This is a genomic window from Streptococcus sp. 27098_8_82, assembly GCF_041431615.1.
Taxonomy (GTDB): Bacteria; Bacillota; Bacilli; order Lactobacillales; family Streptococcaceae; genus Streptococcus; species Streptococcus sanguinis_K.
In genome coordinates, this window is the sequence record NZ_JAPVYB010000005.1 from 1 (window position 1) to 13,774 (window position 13,774).

Genomic DNA, 13,774 nt, shown 5'->3' on the forward strand with positions numbered 1-13,774 from the left:
AATATTGGAGAATTACTCAAGAGGCTGAAGAGGACGGTTTGCTAAATCGTTAGGTCGGGTAACCGGCGCGGGGGTTCGAATCCCCCATTCTCCGTATAATGAGGAGTTTAGCATTTGCTATCTCCTTTTCTTATACTTTCTCGTTCTGTTTAGTGGGGTTTTTCTGATGAATCGATTTAAAAAGTCTAAGTTTCTGATTTCTTTTTTTGTATTAGTTGTTGCAATGACGATACTTATCTTATCTACCTCTTCAAGTTGGTTTGTATCAACTACTTCAAATATTATTTCATTGGTAGATAGACTTGTTGGCTCTTCTTTTGCTTTTGTAGCTGATAAAAAAGAAGAAATGTCAGATTTTATGTCTACTTATAGAGAGAATCAGCAGCTCAAGAAAATTCTTTATAAGGTTGAGGAAAAGGCTGGGAAGGCAGATTCCTTAGAAGATGAGAACGAACAGTTGAGAAAACTTCTGGAATTTAAAGAGGCTGATAAAAATCAAATACAAATTGCCAGCGAAGTGATTGCCCGTACGCCAGCATCCTGGAAAAATGAGCTGACCATTGACAAAGGGACATCTGATAATGTGACAGATGCTATGCTAGTAGTCGCTAATGGTGGTCTAGTAGGAAGTGTTTCTGAAACCAGTAGTCAGTCTAGCTTAGTTTCTCTATTGACTAACGAGGAAAATTCAACTAAAATTTCTGTTAGGATTCAAACGAAGTCTGGTCCAATTTATGGGATTATTACGGGTTATGATGCAAAAAATTCTGCTTATATCATCAGTCAGTTAAATAGTGCCGAAGATATAAAAGAGGGAGATGAGGTTGCAACCAGTGGCTTGGGTGCTTATAATGCAGAAAATATTCCTGTCGGTAAGGTACTTTCTGTGTCTGAGGCTAAGGATCAGCTAAACAAAGTTGTCCTAGTTAAGCCGGCTGCTGATTTGTCGGATATCCGTGCTGTAATGTTGGTAGGGAACTAATATGAGAGATATTAAAGAACACCTTTTGACTCCTATTATTTTATTTTTTGTTTTACTGATAGATGGACAGATTTCAACTTTTTTGGCTAATATTCTGCCTTTGCAATGGCACCTAGTCAGTCATTTTATCTTTATTTTCATGCTTTTTGTTTCCATCAACCTCTCTAAAAACTACAATATTCTCTTATTTTGCTGTTTGGGGCTGATTTATGATGTTTACTATTTTCATACCATTGGTATTGCTCTTATTCTTTTTCCTCTTCTAAGTCTCTTGGTTTGTCAGTCTAGTTCGACTATGCTTTTAAATAAATTTACTCGCTTTTTATCTGTTCTGATTCTTGTATTTTTATTTGAATTAACCAGCTTTGCTTTTGCGGTATTTTTGAATCTTTCTAGTCTGAATTTACAGGATTTTGTTCTTAGCAGTCTGGTACCGACTATCCTTCTCAATAGCCTGATATTCCTCATTTTTCAGCCTATTTTCGAAAAAATGTATTTATGATAAACAAGAAATAAAAATGTAATAAAGGCGTAACATATGATACAGCATTTTCTGGTATACTAGTTAATGTCTTATAAGAAGGAGTGTATTATTTTTATGAAGAAAAAACTACTCACATCAATTTTATTGAGTACAGTTATCCTTTCACAAGGAGCTGCACTTGTGAGCGTTAAAGCGGAGACAACTGATGAAAAGATTGCTGCACAAGACAGCAAGATTAATAGTTTGACAGAGCAACAACAATCAGCTCAAGCACAAGTTAACGAGATTCAAGGACAAGTATCTGCTATTCAAAAGCAACAAGAAGAGCTTAAAGCAGAAAATGAAAAATTGTCTGCTGAATCTGCAAAGCTTTCTGCAGAGATTGACGAACTGTCTAAAAATATTGTAGCTCGCAATGAGTCACTTGCAAATCAAGCACGCAGTACTCAAACAAATGGAACTGCTACTAGCTACATCAATACAGTTGTAAATTCTAGCTCTATCACAGAAGCTATCTCTCGTGTAGCAGCTATGAGCGAAATTGTTTCAGCAAATAATAAAATGTTGGAACAACAAAAGAAAGATAAAGAAGTAATTGCTGAAAAGCAAGTTGCGAATAATGAAGCTATCAATACTGTAATTGCTAACCAAGAGAAGTTAGCTGATGATGAGCAAGCTTTGGCAACAAAACAAGCTGAACTGAAAGCAGCTCAGGCAAGTCTTGCAGCTGAAAAAGCAACTGCTGAAAACGAAAAGAATTCTCTTCTTGAAGAAAAAGCAGCAGCTGAAAAAGCAGCAGCTGAAGCAGCAGCTCGTGAAGCAGCTTATAAAGCAGAGCAAGAATCAAAACGCCAAGCAATTGAAGCTTCAGGAAATACTACCCTGCAAGCTCAAGTTCAAGCAGTTGTTAATTCAGCTCCAGCAGCTGAAGCAGCGGCTCCAGCAGCACCTGCAGTAACTCAATCTGTTGCCCGTGCAAATAGACCAGTTTATAGCTCATCTGCCTCTTCTTATCCAGTAGGTCAATGTACATGGGGTGCTAAGACATTAGCTCCTTGGGCTGGCGATTACTGGGGTAATGGTGGACAATGGTCTGCAAGTGCAGCAGCAGCAGGCTTCCGTGTTGGTTCACAGCCAGAAGTTGGAGCGATTGCATGTTGGACTGACGGTGGATACGGACACGTTGCAGTAGTAACAGCTGTTCAATCTACTACAAGCATCCAAGTATCAGAAGCAAACTACCTTGGACAACAATCAATCGGTAACTACCGTGGATGGTTTAATCCAACAACTGCACAAGGTACAGTTTCATATATCTATCCGAACTAATCAGTAAAAAGCGCCTCTGGCGTTTTTTATTTTTAATTGAAAAATCAACTGAAAAAAGTTACAATGGTAGTTGGGAAAAGTTGTAATTGGACAATGAAAGACGATTTAGAATCTGGAGGGAATCATGTCTTTTTCTGATTTAAAACTCTTTGCTCTTTCTTCTAATCAAGAATTAGCGCAGCGTGTTGCTCAAGAGATTGGATTGCCACTTGGGAAATCAACTGTTCGTCAGTTCTCTGATGGAGAGATTCAAGTGAATATTGAAGAATCTATTCGTGGGAAACACGTCTTTATTTTGCAGTCTACCAGTTCGCCAGTCAATGATAATTTGATGGAAATCTTGATTATGGTAGATGCTTTGAAACGAGCTAGTGCTGAATCCATCAACGTTGTCATGCCTTACTATGGCTATGCTCGGCAGGATCGCAAAGCTAGAGCTCGTGAGCCAATTACATCTAAATTAGTTGCTAATATGTTGGAAATTGCTGGTGTGGATCGGATGCTGACTATTGACTTGCACGCAGCGCAAATCCAGGGCTTCTTTGATATTCCAGTGGATCACTTGATGGGTGCACCTTTGATTGCTGATTACTTTGAGCGCCGTAATATGAAAGGAGGAGACTATGTGGTAGTCAGTCCTGACCATGGTGGTGTGAGTCGGGCTCGTAAGTTAGCAGAGTTTCTGAAAACCCCGATTGCGATTATTGATAAGCGTCGCAGTGTGGACAAGATGAATAGCAGTGAAGTCATGAACATCATTGGTAAGGTGGAAGGAAAAACTTGTATCCTAATTGATGATATGATTGATACAGCGGGAACTATCTGCCATGCAGCTGACGCTCTCGCTGAAGCAGGGGCTGTAGAAGTCTATGCCAGCTGTACTCATCCAGTCTTATCTGGTCCTGCTATGGATAATATTCAAAAATCAGCGATTAAAAAATTGGTTGTGCTGGATACGATTTATCTGCCCCAAGAGCGCTTGATTGATAAGATTGAGCAGATTTCAATTGCGCATCTTTTAGGGGAAGCCATTGTCCGTATTCATGAAAAACGGCCGCTGTCACCCTTGTTTGAAATAGGTAAAAAATAATCTGAGATATATGGCTGGGATACATAATTTCTGGCCTCTTTTTTATTTTATTCCTACTATCTTTTTTAAAAAAGTCAACATTCACTTTGAAAGAAAACTCAAATTACTTGATGTTTCAAATATAAATAAATGACCATTTAAATAGTTGGTAAATTGACAATTTGTCTCATCCCTTGGTATTATTTGGTTTTAAAAATTTTTATGTAGTAAAATTCTTGACTTTTTTTAGAGTTCGAACTATACTTATTAGTAGGTAATATTAGGTAACGGGGAGTTACAATTATTTTTGAAAAGTAACGAGGAGATGAGATAATGAAAAAGGTTTTGCTTTCAAGTGCTGTAGCCCTTTCACTTTTCGCGGCTGCTGCACCAGTATTTGCTGAGGGTACAGCCAGTCTTTGGGTTAATGACATTGATAATAATGAAGTTCCCCAAGGCAGTACGGACTCAGAATCTAATAAAGTTATGGATGAATTGCAGGCCTATAGAGATGCACAATCAGCTCTGGATCAGCAAGTTGCTGAAGCTAAGAAAGCTCCAGTTGGCAAAAGTGCTGTGATGGAGGATCAAGCTGGTAACAAAGTTCTTGTTATCGGTGAGGGAGAGTCGGCTAATGCGGATCAGCCTTCAGTGGCACCATCTACTACAGATCCATCTATACCGGCTTATTCGGCAGCACCTTACTCCACAGCCTCTTCATCAGTTCCGACTTTTCCAGCACCGTCTCAATCTTCGGCGGCGTCCTCTTCAGCAGCAGGTAAAAAGAAGGCTAAAAAATCAGAAAATAAAGCAAAAAAAGCTCCGGAAGCAAAAGAAGAGAACAAGGAAAATGAGGAGAATTCTGAAGAAAAGTCACTTCCTAAGACAAGTGCAGTCAAATAATTTTGTCTTTAATTTGTGCTAACGCCTAAATATCACTGAGCCTTCGTTCGGTGATATTTTTTATCAAAAATGAAAAATAAAGGATTTTTAGATTATGCAAGAAAAAGATAGGAGTCAAGCTTCGAATAAGAAACTGCTCCTTGTTGTTGGAATTTGCCTCCTACTGATTGTTCTGGTTATTTTTTCTGTTTTTTATTCTTTCCGTTCATCAACATCAGGCAGCAAGCTTCGAGTTTCGCATCCTAGCAGGATTGAAACATCAAGCTCATCTGCATCCTCAAGTCAGACAGAAAAGGAATATTTAGCAGAGCGTTTTGCTAAACTGAAGGCTGTGAATTCAGAAACGATAGGTTATGTCTATGCTCCTGGTACACAGTTGGATGAGCCAGTGGTGCAAACGAAAGATAATGAGACTTATCTGCTGAAGACTTTTGAAGGAAAGCAAGAGCCTTATATGGGAGCGGTCTTTATGGATAAGGACAATCATAAAGATTTCAGTGATCGTCTGACTTGGCTTTTCGGGCATGCTCGGGGCAGCAAGGCAGGAGATCATCGCATGTTTAATGATGTCAACTACTATGATCGTCAGGATTATTTTGACAAACATAGATATGTCGTGATTGAGACTCCTGAGCGTAAGTATTATTATCAAGCTATGGGACTGGTTATCGTGCCGGAAGAGACTGCTTTTTATCGGACGGAGTTTAAGGATGACGAGGACTTTACGACTCAGCTCAGAAATATCTATGAAGCTGCTCGGACTAAGGATCCTAAGATCCAGATTAAGGCGAGTGACCGGTATTTGGTTCTCTCAACCTGTCGTGAGGAAGATGATACGATTCGTTCTAACCTTTATTTGCGGCAGATTCCTGATTCGGAATTGGAAGATTTTCTGACCAAGCATGGCAAGGAATTGACTTATACTCCGACTCGTTGACTGGCCAGTCACGTGAGATGCAGCTATAACCACTATCTGCCAGAGAAGAATTTTAAGGCAAGGAAAAAAGGGACTGAGCGCAAAGCTTAGTCCTTTTTCTGCATGGGAAATCATGTAATAGCTTTTGCTATGCTTCTGCATTTATAGTATAATAGTTCTATTGAGTGGCTGGAGGTATGTATGGATTTAAGTAAGAAATTTAATAAAAACTTAGAAAAAATAGAAATTTCGTTGATTCGTCAATTTGACCAATCGATTTCTGCAATTCCTGGAGTTCTTCGGCTAACCTTAGGGGAGCCGGACTTTACAACACCGGATCATATCAAAGAAGCAGCCAAAGCGGCGATTGATGCTAATCAAAGTCACTACACTGGTATGAGCGGTCTCTTAGAGCTGCGTCAGGCGGCCAGCAGCTTTGTAAAAGAAAAGTACAATCTAAACTATCGCCCAGAAGATGAGGTCTTGGTCACTATTGGCGCAACAGAGGCCTTGTCGGCTACACTGACAGCCATTCTAGAAGAAGGAGACAAGGTCTTGCTGCCAGCTCCTGCTTATCCAGGCTATGAGCCCATTGTCAATCTAGTAGGGGCGGAGATTGTCGAGATTGATACAACGGCCAATAACTTTGTCCTCACTCCAGAGATGCTGGAAGCAGCTATTTTAGAACAGGGTGAGCAGCTAAAAGCAGTCATTCTCAATTATCCAGCCAATCCGACCGGCGTGACTTATTCGCGGGAGCAGATAAAAGCTCTGGCTGATGTCCTAGGAAAATACCAAGTCTTTGTGGTCTGTGATGAGGTCTATTCTGAGCTGACCTATACGGAGCAGGGGCATGTCTCCATCGCGGAGTATCTGCCAGACCAAACTATCGTCATTAACGGCTTGTCTAAGTCTCATGCCATGACTGGCTGGCGGTTGGGCTTTATCTTTGCTCCAGCAGTTTTCACTGCTCAGCTGATTAAGAGCCATCAGTATCTCGTAACAGCGGCCAATACTATGGCTCAGTTTGCCGGCATTGAAGCGCTGACAGTTGGGAAAGATGATGCGGAGCCAATGAAGGCTGAGTATATCCAGCGTCGCGACTATATCATAGAGAAAATGGCTGAGCTAGGCTTTAAGATTATCAAACCAGAAGGGGCTTTTTATATTTTTGCTAAGATACCAGATGGTTATAATCAAGATTCGTTCGCCTTTCTGCAGGATTTTGCGGAGAAGAAGGCCGTGGCCTTTATCCCGGGGGCGGCTTTTGGTCAATACGGGGAAGGCTATATCCGTCTGTCCTATGCGGCTAGTATGGAGACGATTCGAGAGGCCCTGAAACGCCTCAAGGACTACATGGAGGACTATGCTTAAATCTCTAACAAGTCAAGGTCTGGTTCTCTATAACCGCAATTTCCGCGAGGATGATAAGCTGGTAAAGATCTTTACGGAACAGGCTGGCAAGCGTATGTTTTTTGTCAAGCATGCTGGTAAATCTAAGCTAGCACCCGTCATTCAGCCTTTGACTGCGGCGAACTTGCTGATGAAAATCAATGATGATGGTCTTAGCTATATCGAGGATTATCAGGATGTAGTCACCTATCACCGCATCAATGAGGACTTATTCATCATGGCCTATGCCAGTTATGTGGCGGCCTTGGCAGATGCCAGTCTTCAGGACAATCAGCCGGATCCTGCTCTCTTTGCTTTTCTGCAGAAAACCCTGGAGCTGATGAATAATGGTCTGGACTATGAGGTGCTGACCAATATCTTTGAGATTCAAATTTTGTCACGTTTTGGGGTTTCGCTGAACTTCCATGACTGTGCTTTTTGTCATCGGACGGGCTTGCCTTTTGACTTCTCTTTCAAATATAGCGGAGTCCTTTGCCCTGAGCATTACCATCAGGATGAACGCCGCTGTCATCTAAATCCCAACCTTCCTTTTCTGCTGGACCAATTTCAGGCGGTCCGCTTTAGCGAATTGGAGACCATTTCTTTGAAGCCAGATATTAAAAAGCAGCTGCGGGATTTTATCGATCTGCTCTATGATGAATATGTCGGCATCCATCTCAAATCCAAAAAATTTATAGATTCTCTGGGGGACTGGGGAAGCATTTTAAAAGATAAGAACGAGGAATAAATTGAATGAAAAAAATAGCTGTTGATGCTATGGGAGGGGACAATGCCCCTCAGGCTCTGGTGGAAGGAGCTAATCGAGCGGTACAGGAGTTTTCGGATATTGAAATTCTCCTTTATGGCGATGAGGCGAAAATTAAGCCTTATCTGACTGCTGGTGAGCGGGTCTGCATCATCCACACGGAGGAGAAGATTGACTCTGACGACGAGCCGACCAAGGCCATTCGTCAGAAGAAAGAGGCTAGTATGGTGCTGGCAGCCAAGGCTGTGAAGGCAGGGGAGGCAGATGCCATGTTGTCTGCTGGAAATACTGGAGCGCTTTTGGCGGCAGGTTTCTTTATCGTAGGGCGTATCAAGAACATTGACCGACCGGGTCTCTTATCTACTATGCCAACGGTTGGCGGTCAGGGATTTGATATGCTGGATTTGGGAGCTAATGCTGAAAACACAGCCCATCATTTACACCAGTATGCGACTTTGGGTTCTTTCTATGCTGAAAATGTCCGAGGGATCAAGAAGCCGCGGGTGGGTCTCTTGAATAACGGAACGGAAAGCAGCAAGGGCGATCCTCTGCGCAAGGAAGCCTATGAGCTTTTAGCTGGGGATTCAACACTTAACTTTATCGGCAATGTGGAAGCGCGTGATTTGATGGATGATGTGGCGGATGTTGTCGTTGCAGATGGCTTTACTGGTAATGCCGTTCTGAAATCAATCGAAGGAACTGCTATCAGTATCATGGGTCAGCTGAAAAAGTCTATTTTAGGCGGTGGTTTCAAGGCTAAATTGGGAGCTTGGCTGCTCAAGGACAGCCTGCGAGGGCTCAAGAATAGTCTGGACTATTCTAGTGCAGGCGGTGCAGTTCTATTTGGCTTGAAAGCGCCTGTTGTCAAAACGCATGGCTCTAGCGATGCTAAGGCTGTTTATAGCACGATTCGTCAGATTCGGACCATGTTGGAAACGGATGTTGTTGGTAAATCGGTCATTGAATTTTCAGATGCAAAGGAGTAACCATGAGCGAAAAAGAAATTTATGCAAAAATTGTCGAAATCATTCAAGAACATGACAGCAGCAAGCTGCATGTCACTCCGGAATTGAATTTGAAAGAAGAACTGGGAGTGGACTCTGTGGATTTGATGGAATTTATCATCAATCTGGAAGAAGCTTTTGATATTGAGATTCCTGATGAGGATATGGATAACTTCAAAACGATTTCCGATGTGGTGGCTTATATCCATGAGAAACTGAAGAAGCAACATTAAAAATCAAAGATCGGTATTTTCCGGTCTTTTTTCGTATCTTGGAAAGGAAACGATTTCTTTATATGGGCATAGAAAGTTTATACGGAATTTCTTGTAAAATGTATTTAAAGATGATAAAATGAGGGTATAAAACCACGAAAGGCGAATATTAAAATGTCTAATAAGTTGTTATATTCGGGAAAAGCTAAGGATATTTTCTCTACAGATGATGAGCAAGTCATTCTGGCACGCTACAAGGACCAGGCAACGGCCTTTAATGGAGTCAAGAAGGAGCAGATTGCTGGTAAAGGAGTGCTCAACAACCAGATTTCATCTTTTATTTTTGAGAAACTCAATGCAGCTGGTGTGGCGACGCATTTCATTAAGAAGGTTTCGGATACGGACCAGCTAAATAAAAAAGTAGAAATTATTCCTTTGGAAGTGGTGCTGCGCAACTACACAGCGGGTTCTTTTTCCAAACGTTTTGGAGTAGAAGAGGGTATCGCGCTTGAAACTCCGATTGTGGAATTTTACTACAAAAATGATGATTTGGACGATCCTTTCATCAATGACGAACACGTGAAATTTTTGAAGATTGCCAGCGATCAAGAAATTGCCTTTTTGAAAGAAGAAACTCGTCGAATCAATGAGCTCTTGTCAGACTGGTTCCGCCAAATCGGACTGAAATTGATTGATTTCAAGTTAGAGTTCGGCTTTGACAAAGATGGCAAGATTATTCTGGCAGATGAATTTTCACCAGACAATTGCCGTCTCTGGGATGCGGAAGGCCATCACATGGATAAGGACGTTTTCCGGCGTGGCCTTGGTGAACTGACAGATGTCTATCAGGTTGTTTGGGAAAAATTGCAGGCGATTAAGTAAGGACAGGGTGTGAAAAATCATGGACAAGCGTATTTTTGTAGAGAAGAAGAGCAACTTCGGTGTGAAGTCACAGAGCTTGGTAAGAGAGCTGACGCATAATCTTCAGTTGAAAACATTGTCAGATCTTCGGATGATTCAAGTTTATGATGTCTTTCATCTGGCAGAAGATTTGGTCGCTCGGGCTGAAAAGCATATTTTCTCTGAGCAAGTGACTGATAGATTGCTGGCGGAAGAGGAAGTAGAGGCTGCATTTGCAGAGACAGCGTTTTTTGCCATCGAAGCGCTGCCGGGTCAGTTTGACCAGCGGGCAGCCAGCTCTCAGGAGGCCCTCTTTTTGCTCGGCGCTGGGACAGATGTTCTGGTGAGGACTGCTCAGCTTTATTTGATCAATAAAGACATCTCAGACAGCGAGTTGAAAGCAATCAAGAAATACTTGCTGAATCCAGTTGATTCACGCTTTAAAGATATTGAGCAGCCGATCCAGCTGGAGCAATTCTCCGAGTCGGATAAGACCATTCCGGTTCTGGACTTCTTTAAGGACTATACGGAAGCGGACTTTAAAGCCTACAAGCAGGAGCATGGTCTGGCTATGGAAGTAGCAGATTTGCTCTTTATTCAGGACTATTTCAAGTCGATTGGCCGTTTCCCTACGGAGACCGAGCTCAAGGTTCTGGATACTTACTGGTCTGACCACTGTCGACATACGACCTTTGAGACGGAGTTGAAGAAGATTGATTTTTCTGCTTCTAAGTTTGAAAAGCAACTGCAGGCCACTTATGATAAATACTTGGCTATGCGCGATGAGCTGGGACGTGGGGACAAACCGCAGACTCTCATGGATATGGCGACTATTTTTGGGCGCTATGAGCGAGCTAATGGCCGTCTGGATGACATGGAAGTGTCTGATGAGATTAATGCCTGTTCAGTAGAGATTGAAGTGGATGTGGATGGTGTCAAGGAGCCTTGGCTGCTGATGTTTAAAAATGAAACCCACAACCACCCAACAGAAATTGAGCCCTTTGGTGGGGCTGCGACCTGTATCGGCGGAGCCATTCGTGATCCGCTTTCTGGCCGTTCTTATGTTTATCAGGCTATGCGGATTTCTGGTGCGGGCGATATTACTCAGCCGATTTCTAAAACGCGGGCTGGCAAGCTCCCTCAGCAGGTCATTTCAAAAACTGCAGCGCATGGCTATTCTTCTTACGGGAATCAAATTGGTCTAGCAACGACCTATGTTCGTGAGTATTTCCATCCAGGCTTTGTTGCTAAGCGGATGGAGCTAGGTGCAGTTGTTGGTGCGGCTCCTAAGGAAAATGTTGTCCGTGAAAAACCAGCGGCAGGTGATGTGGTCATCTTGCTGGGAGGCAAGACGGGCCGTGATGGTGTTGGTGGAGCCACTGGCTCGTCCAAGGTACAGACAGCTGCATCTGTGGAGACGGCTGGTGCGGAAGTCCAAAAAGGAAATGCTATTGAGGAGCGCAAGATTCAGCGTCTCTTCCGCGATGGCAATGTAACTCGCCTCATCAAGAAATCCAATGACTTTGGAGCCGGCGGAGTCTGCGTAGCTATTGGCGAATTGGCAGATGGGCTGGAAATTGACCTTGACAAGGTACCGCTCAAATACCAAGGACTTAACGGTACAGAAATCGCGATTTCTGAATCGCAGGAGCGGATGGCTGTGGTGGTCCGCCCAGAAGATGTGGAACAATTTATCACTGCAGCAGCTAAGGAAAACCTGTTGGCAGTCGTGGTTGCAAAAGTGACAGAAAAGCCAAATCTGGTCATGCACTGGAACGGGGAAACTATCGTGGATATTGAGCGGAGTTTTCTAGATACCAATGGTGTGCGTGTGGTTGTGGATGCCAAGGTTGTGGATGCTCAAGCAGCACTGCCAGGGCAGACTGTGACTTCTGAAGCGACTTTGGAGCAGAACCTCAAGAGCTTGCTCAGCGACCTTAATCATACCAGTCAAAAGGGGTTGCAGACGATCTTTGACAGCTCTGTTGGCCGCTCTACTGTCAATCATCCTGTCGGCGGGCGCTACCAAATCACGCCGACTGAGGCTTCTGTGCAGAAACTGCCAGTTGAGCATGGCAAGACTGAGACGGTTTCTGTGATGGCGCAGGGCTACAATCCTTATGTGGCTGCTTGGTCGCCTTATCATGGAGCAGCTTATGCAGTGATTGAAGCGACAGCTCGCTTGGTTGCTGCTGGTTCGGATTGGTCCAAGGCTCGCTTCTCTTATCAGGAGTACTTTGAGCGGATGGACAAGCAGGCTGAGCGTTTTGGACAGCCAGTATCTGCGTTGCTTGGTTCCATTGAAGCCCAGATTCAGCTCGGTTTGCCGTCTATTGGTGGCAAGGATTCCATGAGTGGAACTTTTGAAGAATTGACCGTACCGCCGACCTTGGTAGCTTTTGGAGTGACTATTTCAACTGCTGGGCGTATCCTGTCTCCAGAGTTTAAGGCGGCAGGAGAGTCTATCTACTATCTGCCAGGACAGATCCTGTCTCAGGATATTGACTTTGACTTAATCAAGAATAACTTTGAAAATTTTGCGGATATTCAGGCCAAGTATGAGATTACAGCCGCCGCCGCTGTCAAATACGGTGGTCTGGCAGAGAGTCTGGCCTTGATGAGCTTTGGTAATCGTATCGGTGCCCAAGTGGATGTTGCTGATCTGCCTTCCGTTTTGCAGGCGCAGCTGGGCGGATTTGTCTTTACCAGTCCGGAGCAGGATATTCCAGGCGCAGTGAAGATCGGTCAGACCAAGCCAGACTTTACCCTGATTGTCAATGGTGTCCAGCTTGAGGGAGCAGAGCTTTTGGCAAGCTTTGAAGGCCGACTAGAGTCTATCTACCCGACAGAATTTAAACAGGAAACAGTTATTGAAGAAGTGCCGGCTCTTGTCTCTGATACAGTTATCAAAGCCAAAGAGACAGTAGCGGAGCCGTTAGTTTACATTCCAGTCTTCCCTGGAACCAACTCAGAATACGACTCAGCCAAAGCCTTTGAAGCAGCTGGAGCCAAGGTCAATCTAGTTCCATTCGTTACTTTGGATGAAGCAGCCATTGTTCAGTCCGTTGACACCATGGTTGACAACATTGACAAGGCAAATATCATCTTCTTTGCAGGTGGCTTCTCTGCTGCAGATGAGCCAGATGGATCCGCTAAGTTTATAGTCAATATCCTTCTCAATGAGAAGGTCAAGAAAGCCATTGATGCTTTCATTGCTCGCGGCGGTCTCATCATTGGTATCTGTAATGGCTTCCAGGCTCTGGTTAAATCTGGTCTTCTTCCTTACGGAAACTTTGAAGAAGCAGGGGCTAGCAGTCCTACTCTCTTTTACAATGATGCCAACCAGCACGTGGCCAAGATGGTTGAAACCCGCATTGCCAATACCAACTCGCCTTGGCTGGCTGGTGTGCAAGTGGGAGATATCCATGCCATTCCGGTTTCTCATGGTGAAGGGAAATTTGTCGTGACGGCTGAAGAATTTGCTGAGCTGCGCGATAATGGTCAGATTTGGAGTCAGTACGTAGACTTTGATGGTCAGCCAAGCATGGACAGTAAGTATAATCCAAACGGCTCTCTCTACGCTATCGAAGGAATTATGAGCAAGAACGGCCAAATCATCGGGAAGATGGGGCACTCAGAACGTTATGAAGACGGCCTTTTCCAAAATATTCCAGGTCAGAAAGACCAGAAATTGTTTGAAAGCGCCGTTCGTTATTTCCAAGCGAGTCACGAATAAAGTTGGCTTGCAAGAGCAAGCAAAAAAGGAGTCTGCTTGGCCTGGAAGGCCAGGTTTTCTCCCTTTTACAAGACAAAAGAA

12 protein-coding genes and 1 tRNA gene are annotated in these 13,774 nt (G+C 43.5%); all 13 read left to right on the plus strand.

The window, feature by feature from the left end; genetic code table 11:
- Positions 1-6: 6 nt before the first annotated feature.
- The 13 genes from O3627_RS08525 (at position 7) to O3627_RS08585 (ending at position 13,693) form a co-directional block, all read left to right on the plus strand.
- Positions 7-94, plus strand: a tRNA-Ser gene (locus O3627_RS08525).
- A 72-nt stretch (positions 95-166) separates the two neighbouring features.
- The gene (gene mreC, locus O3627_RS08530) at positions 167-982 is read left to right on the plus strand and encodes a rod shape-determining protein MreC (RefSeq protein WP_223321566.1); all 816 of its coding nucleotides are present in this window, start codon (positions 167-169) and stop codon (positions 980-982) included.
- Position 983: 1 nt separating this feature from the next.
- A complete protein-coding gene (mreD, locus tag O3627_RS08535) occupies positions 984-1,484 on the plus strand; it encodes a rod shape-determining protein MreD (protein ID WP_004185019.1) in 501 nt (166 codons plus the stop codon).
- Positions 1,485-1,580: 96 nt separating this feature from the next.
- Complete coding sequence (gene pcsB / locus O3627_RS08540; RefSeq protein WP_009660204.1) at positions 1,581-2,795, plus strand: peptidoglycan hydrolase PcsB; 1,215 nt, start codon at positions 1,581-1,583, stop codon at positions 2,793-2,795.
- Positions 2,796-2,919: 124 nt separating this feature from the next.
- Positions 2,920-3,885, plus strand: coding sequence for a ribose-phosphate diphosphokinase (locus tag O3627_RS08545; protein WP_002908384.1), 966 nt, complete (start codon positions 2,920-2,922; stop codon positions 3,883-3,885).
- 312 nt (positions 3,886-4,197) lie between these two features.
- Positions 4,198-4,767 (plus strand): LPKTxAVK-anchored surface protein, encoded by a 570-nt coding sequence (locus tag O3627_RS08550; protein ID WP_002908386.1) that lies wholly within the window; start codon positions 4,198-4,200, stop codon positions 4,765-4,767.
- A 94-nt stretch (positions 4,768-4,861) separates the two neighbouring features.
- The gene (gene srtB, locus O3627_RS08555) at positions 4,862-5,704 is read left to right on the plus strand and encodes a class B sortase, LPKTxAVK-specific (protein WP_002908387.1); all 843 of its coding nucleotides are present in this window, start codon (positions 4,862-4,864) and stop codon (positions 5,702-5,704) included.
- 180 nt (positions 5,705-5,884) lie between these two features.
- Entirely contained in the window at positions 5,885-7,057 is a 1,173-nt protein-coding gene (locus O3627_RS08560) for a pyridoxal phosphate-dependent aminotransferase (RefSeq protein ID WP_002908388.1), read from the plus strand.
- Entirely contained in the window at positions 7,050-7,823 is a 774-nt protein-coding gene (recO, locus tag O3627_RS08565) for a DNA repair protein RecO (RefSeq protein ID WP_002922799.1), read from the plus strand. Before O3627_RS08560 ends, recO begins: the two co-directional genes overlap by 8 nt.
- Before the next feature lie 5 nt (positions 7,824-7,828).
- Positions 7,829-8,827 (plus strand): phosphate acyltransferase PlsX, encoded by a 999-nt coding sequence (plsX, locus tag O3627_RS08570; RefSeq protein ID WP_002917943.1) that lies wholly within the window; start codon positions 7,829-7,831, stop codon positions 8,825-8,827.
- Between the two features lie 2 nt (positions 8,828-8,829).
- A complete protein-coding gene (locus O3627_RS08575) occupies positions 8,830-9,078 on the plus strand; it encodes an acyl carrier protein (RefSeq protein WP_002898839.1) in 249 nt (82 codons plus the stop codon).
- Between the two features lie 153 nt (positions 9,079-9,231).
- The gene (gene purC, locus O3627_RS08580; RefSeq protein ID WP_161544035.1) at positions 9,232-9,939 is read left to right on the plus strand and encodes a phosphoribosylaminoimidazolesuccinocarboxamide synthase; all 708 of its coding nucleotides are present in this window, start codon (positions 9,232-9,234) and stop codon (positions 9,937-9,939) included.
- A gap of 19 nt (positions 9,940-9,958) precedes the next feature.
- Positions 9,959-13,693, plus strand: a complete 3,735-nt coding sequence (locus tag O3627_RS08585) for a phosphoribosylformylglycinamidine synthase (RefSeq protein ID WP_371621346.1) — start codon at positions 9,959-9,961, stop codon at positions 13,691-13,693.
- The last annotated feature ends 81 nt before the right edge of the window (positions 13,694-13,774 follow it).